General features: G+C 44.9%; 10 protein-coding genes and 1 pseudogene. 9 read left to right on the top strand and 2 right to left on the bottom strand.

The window, feature by feature from the left end; translation table 11 throughout:
• Window positions 1-7 precede the first annotated feature (7 nt).
• Window positions 8-661, top strand: a complete 654-nt coding sequence (locus Q6A92_RS04095; RefSeq protein ID WP_332237129.1) for a bifunctional 4-hydroxy-2-oxoglutarate aldolase/2-dehydro-3-deoxy-phosphogluconate aldolase — start codon at window positions 8-10, stop codon at window positions 659-661.
• Window positions 654-1,658, top strand: a complete 1,005-nt coding sequence (locus tag Q6A92_RS04090) for a sugar kinase (protein ID WP_274398148.1) — start codon at window positions 654-656, stop codon at window positions 1,656-1,658. Before Q6A92_RS04095 ends, Q6A92_RS04090 begins: the two co-directional genes overlap by 8 nt.
• A 556-nt stretch (window positions 1,659-2,214) precedes the next feature.
• Here Q6A92_RS04090 and pflA read toward each other — a convergent pair.
• Window positions 2,215-2,997, bottom strand: a complete 783-nt coding sequence (gene pflA / locus Q6A92_RS04085; protein ID WP_332237128.1) for a pyruvate formate-lyase-activating protein — start codon at window positions 2,995-2,997, stop codon at window positions 2,215-2,217.
• Window positions 2,998-3,047: 50 nt separating this feature from the next.
• Complete coding sequence (gene pflB / locus Q6A92_RS04080; RefSeq protein WP_443029682.1) at window positions 3,048-5,312, bottom strand: formate C-acetyltransferase; 2,265 nt, start codon at window positions 5,310-5,312, stop codon at window positions 3,048-3,050.
• 1,114 nt (window positions 5,313-6,426) lie between these two features.
• Between pflB and Q6A92_RS04075 the strand changes: the two genes are divergently transcribed.
• The 7 genes and pseudogenes from Q6A92_RS04075 to Q6A92_RS04045 all read left to right on the top strand — a co-directional run bounded on the left by Q6A92_RS04075 (window position 6,427) and on the right by Q6A92_RS04045 (window position 16,657).
• On the top strand, window positions 6,427-7,917 hold the full coding sequence (locus Q6A92_RS04075) for a UxaA family hydrolase (protein WP_274398145.1): 1,491 nt from the start codon (window positions 6,427-6,429) through the stop codon (window positions 7,915-7,917).
• A 23-nt stretch (window positions 7,918-7,940) separates the two neighbouring features.
• Window positions 7,941-9,239: an MFS transporter gene (locus Q6A92_RS04070; protein WP_274398144.1), complete on the top strand. Its 1,299-nt coding sequence runs from the start codon at window positions 7,941-7,943 to the stop codon at window positions 9,237-9,239.
• 110 nt (window positions 9,240-9,349) lie between these two features.
• Window positions 9,350-10,423: a mannonate dehydratase gene (gene uxuA / locus Q6A92_RS04065; protein WP_274398143.1), complete on the top strand. Its 1,074-nt coding sequence runs from the start codon at window positions 9,350-9,352 to the stop codon at window positions 10,421-10,423.
• Window positions 10,424-10,804: 381 nt separating this feature from the next.
• Window positions 10,805-11,236, top strand: a pseudogene (gene tnpA / locus Q6A92_RS04060) (IS200/IS605 family transposase).
• A gap of 481 nt (window positions 11,237-11,717) precedes the next feature.
• Window positions 11,718-12,653, top strand: a complete 936-nt coding sequence (locus tag Q6A92_RS04055) for an AEC family transporter (RefSeq protein ID WP_274398142.1) — start codon at window positions 11,718-11,720, stop codon at window positions 12,651-12,653.
• A gap of 315 nt (window positions 12,654-12,968) precedes the next feature.
• Window positions 12,969-13,937, top strand: coding sequence for a sugar kinase (locus Q6A92_RS04050; RefSeq protein WP_332237127.1), 969 nt, complete (start codon window positions 12,969-12,971; stop codon window positions 13,935-13,937).
• Between the two features lie 695 nt (window positions 13,938-14,632).
• A complete protein-coding gene (locus Q6A92_RS04045; RefSeq protein ID WP_332237126.1) occupies window positions 14,633-16,657 on the top strand; it encodes a BglG family transcription antiterminator in 2,025 nt (674 codons plus the stop codon).
• Window positions 16,658-16,739: the final 82 nt, after the last annotated feature.

Genomic DNA, 16,739 nt, shown 5'->3' with positions numbered 1-16,739 from the left:
TTTCATAATGCAGAAGATCGCTGTTTTAACGGCACTGGAAAAGAACGGAATTGTTGCGGTTTTACGTGCCGAATCGGCTGAAAAAGCATTGAAAATTGCGGATGCGCTTGTTGCCGGGGGCGTCAAAAGTATTGAACTGACGTTCACAGTGCCGGGTGCCGTTCAGGCGATTGAAAATTTAGCGAAAGAATATGCGGACGACGGGGGAGTCGTGATCGGTGCCGGTACCGTCCTTGATGCTCATGCGGCGCATGATGCAATCACAGCCGGTGCAAAATTTGTTGTCGCTCCGACGTTTGATCGGGAAACGGCCGAACTTTGCAATTTATATCAGATCCCTTATATTCCGGGATGCATGACAGTCAATGAAATGAAAACGGCGATGAAAGCCGGATCGGACTTAGTTAAGTTTTTTCCAAGCGATGTGCTGGGTCCGGCCTTTATTAAGGATGTCAAGGCGCCTCTTCCGCAATTGGAGATCATGCCATCCGGCGGAGTCAATCTCGATAATCTGGCCGACTGGTATCAGGCGGGCTGTAAAGTCATTGGTGTCGGCGGAAGCCTGCTGAAACCGGCGAAAACGAATCAATTTGATAAAGTAACGAAAACGGCCAAGGCATTCGCGCAACGGTACAGACAGTTGAGTGGTCGGCATGCCTAAGATTCTGGCGCTTGGCGAAATCTTGCTCCGGCTTTCGACGGATGTCGGTGAGCTGTTAAACAGCAGCCGACAGCTGAATGCCAATTATGGGGGTTCGGAGGCCAATGTAGCCTCCATCCTGTCCAATTTCGGCCATTCGGTTGTTTTCGCCAGTAAATTGCCGGATTCCCCGCTGGGTATGGCCGCTTTAAGAGTTTTACACGCCAATCAGGTAGATACGTCGGCAGTATTGTTCGGCGGCGAACGGATCGGCATTTATTTCTTGGAGCAGGGAAATAGTCTGCGTTTTTCCAGGGTAATTTATGACCGCAAGGCTTCTTCTATCTGCGAGATGAACATGAGTGAGTGGGATCTGGACAAACTTTTTGCCGATGTCTCGCTGTTCCACATATCGGGAATCACTTTTGCCTTATCTGAAGCGTGGCATCTTAATGGGCAGAAATTAGTGCAGGCTGCCTATGAGCGTGGCATTCCGGTCAGTTTCGATATCAATTTCCGGCAGGCGATGTGGTCGCTGGAAACAGCCAGAAAGTCGATTTGCCCGATTTTGCCGATGATTACGTATTGCTGTGCCAATTATCTGGACGCGCATAATTTCTTTGGGATAGATTCGGCCCAGGCGCGTCCGGAACAGATGGAGGCTTGTTATCGCCGGATTGCCGATAAATATCCGAATATCCGGGCGCTTTATGCGACTAATCGTCATGTTTTCTCCACATCGAATAATGAATTGCAGGGAATTCTTTGGAAAGACGGTCATTTTGTCCAATCGAAAAATTATCGGCTGTTTCCGATAGTGGATCGGATCGGCGGCGGAGATGCTTTTGTAGCCGGGATTCTGCACGGAATATTGACAGAGAGGCCGGCGGAAGTTATTCTTCCGTTTGCGATGGCTGCTTCACTGCTTAAACATACGATCAGTGGGGACTGGATTTCGCTTTCCGCCCGGGATATCCAGACATGGCTGGATTCACCGAATAGTGAGGTGAAGCGATAAACGCTTTACACGTGAAAAAGTTCCTTCCTTATTAATAGTCTATTGCTGCATGACCAAGATTCCGGATAGAAGCTGACTATCCGGAGTTTTTATTTCAGAGAGTCAATACAGTCGATATGTGTTTAAACTGTTTTTGGCAAGTAGAAAATGCATGTTTCGGCAATTCAATTAATTTTATAATTCTCATTTGTTAAATATCATAAATGGCTTGACATGGAGCCTCTGCGGATACAGTTCTACTGCAAAAGCTGCAGGCACATTGGTTTTGCACGGCCTATCAGCCTACTGCATCCGCCTCTCCATGTAAAGCCGTGCATTGAACTTATTATAATCTGCTAATTGCCAAATGCTACATTCCTTAATTGCCATTAACATTTAAACGTATTGATCTTAATATGGAACTTTTCAATGTCCTCTCATAACGTCAGCGATGGCGATATGCTTCAGCTATCCATGTACACCCTATTTTTGAAATCATGTTATTTAGAAATAAAAAGCATCTTCCGACCATTATTGTTTTGCCGGAAGGTGCTTTTGTTCTATATGCATGCCAGAATCAGTCGGTATACGCCGTACAGTGGAGTAATTGTTCTGCGTTTTGTACTCTTTCCCGGGTCGGCGGTTCGATGCCTTCCAGCCGATAGCGGATGCCCATCTGATGATATTTTGCTACCCCCATGGTGTGATAGGGAAGAACTTCGACCCTCCGGACGTTGCCAAGTGTCCGGATGAAACGGTCCAGGCAGATGAGATCTTCATCAAAATCCGTTCGTCCGGGAACAAGGACGTGGCGGATCCAGACCGGTTTATTAATATCCGAGAGATAGCGGCACATGTCGAGAATGTTATCATTCGGGAAACCGGTCAGCTGGCGATGCTTCTCCGGATCGATCTCCTTGATGTCCACCAGCAAGAGATCGGTGACGGCCATCAACTGCCTGAATTTGCCGAAAAAAGGCTCTGTACGTGTGAAAGGCTGCCCCGCAGTATCCAGGCAGGTATGGATACCAAGGGCCTTAGCCTTTCTGAACAGATCAAGGGCAAAGTCCGTCTGAAGAAGCACTTCGCCGCCGCTGATCGTTATGCCGCCTTCCGTTCCCCAGAAATTCCTGTAGGGAAGAGCTTTCTCAAGCACCTCGTCAGCGCTCATCTTTGTGCCGACCTGTGTTTTCCATGTATCCGGATTATGGCAGTACTGGCAGCGCATGCGGCATCCCTGGACAAAAACGACAAAACGGATGCCCGGCCCGTCGACTGCGCCGAAGCTCTCTGTCGAATGAATATAGCCGTAAACTGTGCGTTTTTCTGTTTTGTTGTTTTGCATAGTTTGTATAGCCATCCTCTCGGATCTTCATCAAATCAATCAATCACAGCACGAGTCAGCCAGGGTCAAATTCTTTCATGGAATGTACGGGAAATGACATCATCCTGCTGTTCCTTGGTCAGATCGGCAAAATAGACACAATATCCTGAAACACGAATAGTCAGTGTCGGATATTTTTCCGGATGCTTCTGCGCGTCAATCAAGGTCTCACGTTTAAACACATTGATATTCAAATGATGGCCTTTATTTTCCATATAGCCGTCGATCATATGAACGAGTGTGTTTGTACGTGTTTCCGGTTCTGCACCAAGCGTTGCCGGTGTGACGGCAAAAGTATTGGAAATACCGTCAGTCGCGTACTGATAGGGCAGTTTGGCGACGGAAAGCAGTGAAGCAAGGGCACCGTTTGTCTCAGCACCATAATAGGGATTGGCACCGGGTGCAAAAGGCTGCCCCTGCTCGCGGCCGTTCGGAGTCGAGCCGGTATTCTTGCCGTAAACTACATTTGAGGTGATGGTCAGGACGGATGTCGAAAGCGTTGCGCCTCGATAGAGATGGTGCTTCGCCATCTTAGTATAAAGCTTTTTAACGAGCGATACGGCAATTTCGTCGGTCCGGTCATCATTATTTCCGTATTTCGGATAATCTTTTTCCGCTTTATAATCAATGGCGATCCCCTGTTCATCGCGGAACGCGCGGACCCGTCCGTATTTTATGGCCGAAATCGAATCTGCGGCAACGGACAATCCGGAAATGCCGGTCGCAAAGGTGCGGTTCAGTTTCGTATTCTTCAGAGCCATCTGGGCGGATTCATAATAGTATTTGTCATGCATGTAATGAATGACATTCAGCGAATTGACATAAACATCCGCCAGCCAATCGAGAATCGGATCCAGCTTTTTCTCAAATTCATCGAAGTCAATGTATTCGGATTGGATCGGTTCATAAGCCGGACCTACCTGCTGCTTCGTTATTTCATCAACCCCGCCGTTAATCGTGTAAAGCACTGCTTTGGCGAGATTGGCACGGGCACCGAAAAACTGCATGCCGTCAGCTACCGGCTGTGCGGAAACGCAGCAGGCGATTGCGTAGTAATCGGTTCCCCATTGTGTCCGCATCAGGTCGTCATTTTCATACTGAATCGTTGAGCTGTCGATCGAAACCCTGGCAGCATAGCGCTTGAAGTTCTCCGGAAGCTGTTTCGACCAGAGCAGTGTAATATTCGGTTCAGGTGCAGGCCCCATATTGGCCAGTGTATGGAGAAAACGGTATGATGTTTTGGTGGCCATGTGCCGTCCGTCCATAGCCATGCCGGCAAGAGACAGGGTGGCCCAAACCGGATTGCCGGAGTACAGCGAATTATATTCCGGTGTGCGGATAAAGGAAACCATCCTCAGTTTCATTGTAAACTGATCGATAAGTTCCTGAGCTCCCTGTTCGTTTAAAACGCCGTCCTTCAAGTCACGTTCAATATAAATATCCAGAAATGCGTCAATCCGTCCGATCGACATGGCGGCACCGTTCTGCTGCTTAATAGAGGCCAGATAGCCGAAATAGATCCACTGAATCGCTTCCTGTGCATTTCGCGCGGGCTTCGAGATATCGAATCCGTAGCTCTCGGCCAGTTCCTTCATTTGCTGCAGCGCACGGTACTGTTCGCAGATTTCTTCACGCAGCTGGATGACGTCGTTTGTCATTTCTCCGTCGCCGGTATTATTAAAATCTTTCTGTTTCTGTTTCAGCAGACGATCGATGCCGTACAGCGCGATCCGCGGAAAGTCGCCGATCAGCCGCCCGCGCCCATAGGCATCCGGAAGGCCGGTAATAATTTTATTGTGCCGGCACTTGCGCATCTGGGCGTCATACACATCAAATACTCCTTGATTGTGCGTCTTACGATAATCATTAAAAATGTGGTCGATTTCCGGATCAATGTCCAGCCCATAGGATTCCAGCGCTTCTTTGGCCATGCGAATCCCTCCGAAGGGCATCAGAGCTTTCTTCAGCGGTTTGTCTGTCTGCAGGCCGACAATTTTCTCCAGCTCCTTATCAAGATAACCCGGTTTGTGAGACGTGATAGTAGAAACCACTTTCGTATCCGCTTCGAGCAAACCGCCGGCCTCGCGCTCCTTAAGTTTCAGTGCGAGAAGTTTGTTATTCAGCGTTGTTGTCGCATCGGTCGGACGGGTTAAAAAGGATTCATCTCCGTCATAAGCCTTATAGTTATTGAAGATAAAATCACGAACGTCGATTTCTTTTTGCCAGCTCTTGCCCTGAAAGCCTTTCCAAAACGGAACAGCCACATCTGACTCGGTTATTGCCATTTTCATCCCTCCCGGATAAAATTTCTTTTACAGAACCATTATATCTTATTTGGAAATATAATGCCATGGATTTTTTCAAAATGATCCACATTAGACGGTGTTTCTCAAACCGAAAATCTGCTCACGATTTTTCAAGTGCTGCGTCGTTGCACGGCTGGCAGGCAGACGACGGAAAAAGTACCTCCTTTCGCTTAAACTTGTCTCAAGATGCATGGGAATTCCCCCCGAACTCGGAGAAAATTGTTCTAGGCATTCCAGAGATGCCTCATTTTTTGATTCATCCCCGGATGAGTACAAAAAAACTATGAGTATCTCTTTAGCTCATTTTCCGGCTGTGCCGTTAAATGATGATCGACTTTTCCTGAGACCGTCAATCTCTCGAGAGACGGAAAACGCGTCCGCAATCAATAAACTTCCATAACGATTTGATAGATCAAGTGCCACGAAATCGGGAGTAACGATCGATAAACCTTCTATCATGGTTTATCCAACAACCAGGGACGAGCCTGCCGTCTAATTATTCGGGCTGTTTACTGCTGATATTTGGCGTTTTTCCGGTGATTTTGGCCACGATTCACAGGAATACGCTGCAGGCAGGAGGAAAAGATCCGGGTGTTTCTGCCATGTAACGCTTGTCCGCGCATGATATCCATTTTTTTCAGAGGAATAAATTGCCATTCGCATGAACATCGACAATGTTTTCACACCACGGCCCGCTGGATACATGAGTTGAGGGGATGCCCAGTAAAAAAATTATAAAAGATTCACATGCCGGAAGTCATTCTTTTTATGAAAATAATGTGAAAAGGTATTGAAAATATCTGTAAGCGTTTTTATAATATAAATGTATTGATAAATAATAAATTTAATTTCTAAATAAGAAATTAAAAGGGGGCGCCCAGGATGAAAAAATTGATGAAAACTTAGACAGAACATTTTTCTTTAGTAGTGTCATGCTTGCTCTTTTAACAAGTGCGAGAAAAAAGAACAGAGTGGATCCATGAATCAAGAAGAATCTTCTGTTTTCGATGGATTACTGAAGCAGGTTGAACAAGGAATAAAATTGAAGAAGAAGACATGCGTCAAGTGGTTCAACGAATAAACAAAGGAGAGCTTGCGATTGGAAAATAAAGTGATTCAGTTGAATCCGCGGGATAATGTCGTTGTTGCTCTGCAGGATATTGCCGCAAGGGAAAAGATTACTGTAGGCGATGAGGAAATTGTTGTTCTTGAAGCGGTAAAACGCGGACATAAAATAGCGATTAATGATATTGCAGAAAATAACGGCATCATTAAGTACGGAGCTCCCATCGGCCATGCAACACAAGCGATTCAAAAAGGAAATTGGGTCCACACACATAATGTGGCGACCAATTTGTCCGGGAAAATTGATTATACGTATCGGCCGGAGCTTCATACCCGGATCTATCCGAAAGACGCACGGACATTCAAGGGATATGTCCGTCAAGACGGAAAAGTAGGAATACGAAACGATTTATATCTGATTCCTACCGTAGGCTGCATCAATATGATCAGTGATCTAATCGTTGAGCGGTTCAAGCAAAATCACCCGGGCAACGGCGCTTTTGATGAAATCATTTCATTGAAGCATCCTTACGGATGTTCTCAGCTGGGCGGGGATTTACAGAATACACAGAAAATCCTGATCGACGCTGCGAAACATCCGAATGCAGGAGGTGTTCTCATTTTCGGACTCGGTTGTGAAAATAATCAGCTGGAAGCGATGAAGAAGCAGATGGGCGCTTATGATGAGTCGCGTATCCGCTTCATGATTTGCCAGCAGGTGGATGATGAAGTGGAGACAGGCGTTCGTCTGCTTGAAGAACTTAATGAGTATGCCTCAAACGATCGGCGGACGGATCTGCCGCTCTCTGAATTAAAAATCGGTTTGAAATGCGGCGGCTCCGATGGCTTTTCCGGCATTACAGGCAATCCCTTGCTCGGCAGATTATCAGATTTTGTTGTTTCACAGGGCGGGTCGACTGTTCTTACGGAAGTTCCGGAAATGTTCGGTGCAGAGACAGTTCTTATGGGCCGTGCCGTCAATGAAGAGGTTTTTCACAAAATTGTCAACCTGATCAATCATTTCAAAGATTATTTTGCTTCGTACAACCAGCCTATTTATGAAAATCCGTCGCCAGGCAATAAGGCGGGCGGCATTACGACGCTGGAGGACAAGTCACTCGGCTGTACACAAAAATCAGGCACTTCCGCTGTGGCCGATGTTCTGGAATACGGGGATAAAATTAGAAAAAAGGGTTTGTCATTGCTGCAGGCGCCGGGCAATGATCAAGTTTCGACTTCGGCACTGGCTTCGGCGGATTGCCAGATGATTTTATTTACAACCGGACGCGGAACACCTTTTTCCACATATGTTCCAACTCTGAAAATTTCGACCAACACGCAGCTTTATGAGAAAAAGAGAACATGGATCGATTTTAACGCTGGTCAGCTGCTCGACAGGAATATAGATGAAGTCACAAATCAGTTCATTCAGCTGATCATCGATACGGCGAGCGGAAAAATAACGAAGAGTGAATTACGCCATATCCATGAACTGGCCATTTTTAAAAATGGAGTCACCGAGTAATTAAAAAAGAGGTGTAATTTTATATGCTTAAAGAAAGTGATCTTCATAGAAGAACAAATGTTAGATGGAAAATAGGCGTTTTAATGTGGTTAGCGATTGCAATTAATTATTTAGACAGAGCCAATTTATCAGCGTCTTCGGCAGACATAATGAAAGATCTTCATATTAATAATGCTGAAATGGGTATCGTCATGTCTGCGTTTTTTTGGTCGTATATGATATTTCAAATCCCTTCAGGATGGTTTGCAGATAAAGTCGGACACAGAATAAGCATGGCTTTGGCAGTTGGTTGGTGGTCCCTGGCCACTGCTATAACGGGATTGGCACGTGGTTTAACTTCTTTACTTGGATTACGTGTTTTACTTGGAATAGGTGAAGCTGGAGCTATGCCCTCAAACAGTGGAATAGCCACTAGATGGTTTCCTGATCACGAAAGAGGAAAAATTTCGGCTTTCTATGATACAGGTTCAAAAGTGGGTACGGCAGTTGCGATGCCGCTGATTGTATGGATTGTCAGTAACTGGGGTTGGCAATTTTCATTTGTAATATCTGGGGTGATCGGGCTTTTCTGGGTGGCTATCTGGATTTGGTATTATAACGATCCGGAAAAACAAAGATATGTTAATAAGGAAGAATTATCCTATATCAGAAATGGCCAGAAGAAAAAAGAAGGCATAACCCAAGATCAGCCGATGAAATGGTATGAATTATTCAAATATAGAAACGTATGGGCTATGTGCTTTGGCTTCTTTACCTTGAACTATGCCATCTTCTTTTTCATTACTTGGTTCCCAAATTATCTTGAGGAAGCCAGAGGAATGGCTGCAATGAGTATGGGATTTACTGCGATGATTCCTCCATTGGTCGGTATTGTCGGAGAACTGATTGGCGGATGGGTAACTGATTATTTATATTTTAAAAAACATTGTTCTTTGACTTTTTCTCGTAAATTTAATCTTGTCATTGGGATGCTGTTAGCAACCTCAATCCTTTTCGCTGGTTTAACAGAATCTACAGTTATGAGTATTGCTCTCTTATCACTTTCATATGCGGGTCTTGCATTTGCTGCCGCTGCACTATGGTGCCTGCCTGGTGATGTCGCTCCAAAGAACATGACATCTACCTTAGGAGGAGTTCAAAACTGTGCTTCGAATATTGGTGGCATTGTAGGGCCAATCATAACTGGATTTATAGTCACTGCGACGGGATCATTTGTACCTGCCCTGGTTGTTTCGGGCATAGCTACTTTCTTAGGTGCGCTGACCTATTTATTCTGGCTTGGAAAAGTTGAACCAATAAAAGTTAAAGGGGAAAATGAGTGAGAAAAGATAGGGCATAGAGGGGTGTAGATTAAATAAATCTTGGGCTTTAGACTGTAATGAAAAATTTTAATTGATAAACAGCCTAAAACTAATGAAAGGAAAATATACTTATGCAAATGACTTTTAGATGGTATGGTAAAAAAGACGATAAAATTAAATTATCTGAAATCCGGCAAATCCCCGGCGTTCGGGGAATCGTGGGCGCTTTATTCGATATTCCGGTCGGTGAGGTATGGCCGAAAGAACGGATTGCCGCTCTAAAAAAGGAAGTCGAAGACGCTGGTTTAACCCTTGAAGTGATCGAAAGTGTAAACATTCACGATGATATTAAAATCGGTCTGCCATCCCGGGATAAATATATTGAAAACTATAAAGAAACAATACGTAATCTAGCAGCCTATGGCATTAAAGTGATTTGTTATAATTTTATGCCGATCTTCGACTGGGTTCGAACGGACTTAGCTTATGTACTCCCTGACGGATCGACCGATATGGCTTTTGATCATAAAAAAGTCGAAGGCAGTCCGGAGGACATTATTCGTTCTGTCGAAGATAATTCCAATGGTTTTATCCTTCCCGGCTGGGAACCTGAAAGGCTGGCACAGGTTAAACAGTTGTTTGAAGCTTATAAAGATGTCGATGAAGAGAAACTGGCAGAAAATCTGGAATATTTTCTGAAGGCTATTATTCCCACCTGTGAGGAAGTGGGAATCAAAATGGCGATCCATCCCGACGATCCGCCGCGTCCTCTCTTTGGCCTGCCACGAATCTTTAAAAACCGTGACGATATGCTGAGAATTATGAACATGGTAGACAGTCCGTATAATGGTTTTACATTATGCACTGGAAGTTTAGGTGAAAATCCAAATAACGATGTTCCTGCCCTTATTCGCGAGTTTGGGGAAAAGAATCGCATTCCGTTTGCTCATGTTCGTAATATAAAACACACAGGGAATGGAGATTTCCATGAGTCGGCTCATTTATCTTCGGAAGGGTCGCTGGATATATATGAAATTATGAAAGCCTTTCATGAAACGGGATTCGACGGTTATATGCGTTCCGATCATGGTCGGATGATCTGGGGGGAAACCGGGCGTCCTGGATATGGATTATATGATCGCGCACTCGGACTCACTTATTTGAATGGAATGTGGGAGGTTCTGGATAAAAGTTCCAGAAAATAACAGATAAATCGAGATCAATACCTGATCTCTCCTTTGATTTTAAAAGTGCTACACGGTTTAGACCGGCTGTAGCACTTTTAAAATTTCTGCAAGAGTTAATAATTACAGGATTGCCTATACTAGGCGGTGCATATTCGTCTGGAAACGAGCTGCTCAGATAATGTCGATCTATCTTCCGAATGGAATTGTGAACTTCTGGTGCAGTTGTCAAGAAGTAATTGAAGAAAGTTTATCCTTCCACGCGGTGTCAGGAGAGAACGTGCTGAATTCTTTTGACAATGTTTAGCTTACAAAAGCGGGGGTCTAAACCCACCGTCTTTAGACGGTATCCGCTTTTAGCCTTATGTTTTCGTGTTCATACTTTTGACAGAGGTGAAAAGTATGGACGGCTATCAGAAAAGCGGTCATGCGGTCTACGATATCAAGTATCACGTGATCTGGGTGACGAAATATTGATATCAGGTGCTGCGAGGGCAGATTGCTATTCGGTTGCGTGAACTGATCCGACAGGGATGTGAAGCCCGTGGAGTAACGATTCTTCAGGGGAGCGTTGGAAAGGAGCCTATCCATCTGCTGATTTCCTGTCCACCGAGCCTTGCCCTGAGTAAAATCATGCAGTATCTGAAAGGACGCTCATTCAGACTGCTGCAGGTTGAGTTTTTCGAGCTGAAGAAACGATACTGGGGCCAATACTTATGGTCCAGAGGATACTTTTGTGCAACCGTCGGCAATGTCACGGAAGAAATCATTCGAAGTTATATTGCAAACCAGTCCAATAAGATCAAGGACGACATTTTCAAGGTTGACGACTGAGTTCAGTCAGCATTCAGTGTGCTATGGGCGCAAGGCCTTTCTATAAATGACAGAGATTATATTTCTACATAAAAATATTAAGAAGCGACAGCAAAAATCACGTATTCAGTTAAAGAGCGTTTTAAAAAGCTGGTTCAAAAAATTGATTTTTTCCGAGAACAGGATCAGGATGTTTTTGTAGTATCTACATCTAATGATTGATGGGCAGCAGGTGCTCGTTAATAAATTTCCCGACTATTTTATAAATGTCGATCAAAGGCTGATCAAAAATTCTAAAGAAACAAACGACTGAACGGAACCATTGCATCAACTGCTCTATTTTCTTATATAGAGCTTATCAGATTTTTACCTCCTTGGTTCATTTCTCCCATTTTTGGTTTCTAATTAGTAGTTGAAAGAAAATGACGACAGTCTCAGGCGGTTGTGATCGTTAATTAAACGATTAATCTAAAATTATGTAAAAATTTGGGGATGATCTAAATTGGGAACCTTTAGTTTATCCATCAACATTATTGTTCCGCTATGTCTTTTTTGTTGCATTGGCTACTTTACTCGGCAGCGACATCTGATCTCTGAAGAAGGCTACAGTCAATTAAATAAGCTTGTTTTTCGGATTTTACTGCCCAGTGGATTATTATATAGTACTTTTCATTCTAATTTTCGGCAGGGTTTTCCTATAAAATATGGATTGTTCGGAGCACTCGGCGTGCTGGCAGTTTTTTTGATAACATTTATTGTTATTGCTTGCACGCATTATCCGAATGAAAAAAAGGGGGTCATTATTCAGGGGATTTCCCGGAGTAATTTTGTACTTCTCGGTTTTCCGATTATTCAGTCCGTATATGGACCGCATATCGGTGCGACGGCGATCTTAATATCATTCGTTGTTCCGTTATTTAATCTATTGAGTGTTATTGCTTTGGAATTCTATTCAGGCGAAAAAGTAGATTATTTACATATGATTTGGAATATTTGCAGGAATCCGCTTATCCTAGGCAGTCTGGCTGGAATGGTCTTAAATCTTGTAAACTTTCCAATGCCTTATATTTTTGATAAGACATTGTCTCTTTTAAATGATGCAACGACACCGCTTGCACTTATAGCTTTAGGTGGAACGTTTCAATTTAAGGCTGTTAAAATCAATCTTATGACACTGATTTCAGTTAACTTCTGCAGGCTTGTGCTTATTCCATTCGTTTTTGTCGGATTGGCTATTATCATGGGTTTCCGCTATATTGAGCTGATGTCCCTTTTTATTGCGTTTGGTTCACCGACAGCTGTTTCTTCGGACAGCATGGCTCAGGAAATGAACGGGGATGTTGAACTTGCCGGGCAAATTGTGTTCTCGACTACGTTTTTATCGGTATTCAGCCTTTTTATTTGGATTTCATTGATGAAGGCCTATCATCTTATATAAAATCCATACGCTGAATCTTCATTTGCCGAAGGACTCGGCTATTTCGTTAGCAAGGTTCGTACAATGACAAGTGAGTTAGCAGGACACGGGATCTTTCTGAAAGCTGCCCTCTTATTGTTCCGTTTTCCAAATAGAAGCATTTCGGACGCTATAAGTTTAATTTTTTACTTGACAACTACTTACGGTAGCCTATAATTTTAATTGTTGGTTATATATAATAAACATAGTTTCTCAATAATAGACTATGCGGAAAGCAATCACTCTATAAAAAAATTTCTGAATATGTAAACGCTTTATGAATCGGGAGGCATGAAAATGAGTGAATTAATTACTGCAGGTGAACCGATGGTGCTTTTTATCGCAGATGAGCAGGGAGCGTTAAGCGAAGTCAGGCATTATACGCGGCATATGGCCGGAGCAGATGTGAATGTATCTGTCGGTGTAGCGCGATTGGGACATTCTGTGACCTTTTTGACCCAGGTAGGCAAGGATCCGTTTGGAAAGATTATTATTGATTTTCTGAAGCAGGAAAGTATTGATACGGCTCATGTGCTGACGACTTCCGAATGGCCGTCCGGTTTTATGCTTAAGGGTTTGTCCGACAATGGCCGCCCGGAAACCGCTTATTTCCGCAAGAGCAGTGCGACCTCGAAACTGACGAAAGACAGCGTGGCGGCGATTGATTTTTCGGGGGCCAGGATCCTTCACTTAGGCGGTATTCTGGCAGGATTAAGCGAGAGCGCTTATCAGACAACATTGGCACTTATTGAAAAAGCACGGGAAAACGGTCTGACGATTACTTTTGATCCGAATCTGCGCCCGGTGATCTGGAAGTCGGAAGAAGAGATGATCCGGCGTACGAATGAAATCGCCTGCCTGTGCGATGTCGTGGCTCCGAACGTTAAAGAAGGCCAAATTCTGACTGGGGAAAAAGAGAAGGAACGTATGGCCGATTATTATCTGGAAAAAGGGGTCAAACAAGTTATCATTAACCTGGTCGACATAGGTTCCTATACGAAGAAGAAGCTGCCGGACGGCCGTTATTCGGAGACCCTTGTCCCTAATTTCCAGACGAGCAAGGTCGTCGACCGAGTCGGGGCGGGAGATGGATTTGTTGCGGGGGCGGTTTCGGCGATGCTTGAAAATTTAAGCGATCGGGAAGTGCTGCTGCGCGGCAATGCGATCGGTGCTATTCAAATGCAGAATCTCGGGGATAATGAGGGGCTGCCTGACCGCGGTCGGCTGGATCGTTTTATGCACCAGACACAACTGGCCGCGATCTGACGCAGACTGAGAACGAATAACGGTACGCTTTAAGTTTGCGGATCCGGCAACATTCAGTCAGGATCGAAACAGACGGATCCTGAAAATGTAACGATTGAAGCGGTACTTGCGGAATCCGTCGATTTATTTAAGAAACGCTGCACATGCGAAAAATTCATAAGGAAAGCTGTCCAAAGTCATCTTGAAGACTGCGGCAGCTTTTTTTGTTCCGTAAATTTCTGGTCGATCGCCATTACTTTATTCTTGACAGCCCGTTTCACTTATGAAAACATGAGCCGCTCTATTTCCGGCCGGCGTATCATCTTTACAGGGAGAGGACATGATAAGCGCATGTGAATACCCACGGAGGGCGTTTTTCCGAGTGTTCGGATATCCCGGATCACGGCGGGGGAAATCAAGGCGGTGCATGATTCTAATGATAAGCAAACACAGATATGTCAGGTTCAGCTTCAGGTGCTCCGGTCAGGTGTCAAAACGGCGTCATCTCCCGGATGCTTTCCTATTGCCGATGACGATAGAAAAGTTAGGAAAAACCCGGACCAGTCAGGTCTCCGGCTGCGGACAGGACGGCATTTGCCTGTTGCACCGGAGGGGGGTGATGATCGTCACAGCGTCTGGTGAAAACGCTTTTATATATTGTGATGAAGTGTCGGAAAGCATTCTTTATAATTTAACGTGTAAGGGAGGTGAGATTGATGGAGCTTGAGAAAAAAGAACTGATCGAATCGATTCTCGTCCAGAACGAACCGAGCTTATATGAGATCGAAAAGAATATGTCGCTGAGCACGGAGCAAATTCTGAAAATCATTCATTCAATTAACGATCAGCTCGTTTCCGGTTCGATTGACGTCGCAGACGGACAACTGAAGATCTCAGCTAAATGCAGAGACGAACTGTACGCTTTGCTGATCGGCACGGATGATTTTGCCGCCCGTGACGATGTCGGCTTTCGGAAATGTTTGATTGAGCTGGAATTAATGACCCATGACGCGCATCACACGCTGCAGACGCTCTCCGATAAATTTTACGTCAGCAGGAACACGATGTATACGGATATGAAACAGATTAAGGAAGATTTAAAAGTGCAGCAGCTGGAGATCAGTTTTTCCCGAAAAACGGGCTATCAGATCACCGGCTCCGAATATCTGCTGCGCAATGATCTGGTTCAGATAACACGCCATCTGCTGAAATCTTTTTACGGCCGATCCTGCCTGAGCATTTTCGGCTTTGTGAATGAAGACGAACATGCAAAGCTGAAAGAACGATTGACGCTCATCGAAGAAAAGACTCAGATCCGGCTGACGGATGAACAGAGAGAAGAGCTTCCTTTTATTCTGGCAGTATTAATGAACCGTATCCGTTCTTATCCGGCTCCGTGGACTTTCAAGATTGAGAAATACGATATTCGTAATACGGTGGAGTTTCCGATTATCAAACATTGCCTGAACGACTTCTCTTTCTTAAAGGATGTGGATATTCTCTATCTTTCGCTTCACATTCTGTCTTCCAACCGGATTGAATCGGCTTTCGATTTTTTGAATAGTGAGGAGATCCTCTCGGCGGTTGATCAATTTGTCGAGATGCTGAAAAACAGGCTCGCCGTTCAATTTGTCAAAGAAACGGAATTTAAGGAAAAACTGCTGCTGCACGTGCAGCCGGCTATATTCAGAAATTTGTTCGGTTTTCGGATTAACAATCCGCTGACCGTCCGATTTATGAACGAGCACAAAGAGATTTACCTCTGTGTCGCCGATGCAGTCGAGCCCTTTGAACGGATTGTCGGGCATCCTCTGTCGAATGAAGAAATTGTTTATTTGGCTATGCTCGTCCTCGGCTGGCTCTACCAATCGAAAGAGAATCGGACTTTTTATTTTAAAGCGGCGGTGCTCTGCCCGAACGGGACATCGGTATCCAAACTTTTATTGGAGAATCTGAGGGGCATGTTTCCGCAAATTGAATTTATCGGAGCCTTTTCATTTCGCCAATTTGAACAAATGAACGTGGCCCTTGATTTTATTTTTACAACCAAACCGATCAGGAGCCAGGCCAGGACGATTGTCGTGCCGCCCTTTCTCGAACCGGAAAGCAGGAAGCGGCTCCGGGCATCCGTCTCCAGGATGATGAAAAGCGATGCCTCCATTCAGGCGAAGAGTGCCTTGAGCGCCATCAAAGGTCTGCTGCCGGAGGATAAACTTTATACGGCGGAAACGTTGCTGAAAGTTTATTTTGAAGGGAATAAAGAGTTTTCGCCTTTTCTGGCTTCCCGGTCGGAGGAAGCGGATTTCAGCGAAAAAAATATTCTGTTCATCAATGATCCGGTACCGTGGACGGACTGCCTCGATATTGTTTTTGCGCCGATACTCGGCAGGAAGACGGCAGACCGGGACTATCTCCGGCGCTGCAAGGCAGTTTTCTATAAGAATTACCGGCAGATGCTCATCGGTCCGAATATCTATCTTCCGCATACGGCGCCGACCGGCGAATCGCTCCGTCCGGATATCGAGCTTGCGTTTTTCAGACGGCCGGTCGCCGATCCGGATGGAAATTCAGTTCAGATCATGGTAGGGCTGGTTCCGTCGAAAACCAACAGACATGTTCCGCTTTTATTGATGCTGAATGATGTATTCATCGATCGGCAGGCGCGTGAACAGCTGATTCATTCGAAAGATGCGTCTGAAGCAATCGGTATCCTCAAGGGAGGTGAGGCCGTGGGATATTAACGTTTTGGGAGCGGAAGAGGCCGCTCCCCCCATTTCGTATAATGAGGCCGTTTCTTCTTTAAATAGAAATTGAAAATAATCA

It is taken from the genome of Sporolactobacillus sp. KGMB 08714 (genome assembly GCF_036598985.1).
GTDB lineage: Bacteria > Bacillota > Bacilli > Bacillales > Sporolactobacillaceae > Sporolactobacillus.
Note: the sequence above shows the minus strand (reverse complement) of the source record. Positions and strands in the feature narration are given on the sequence as shown.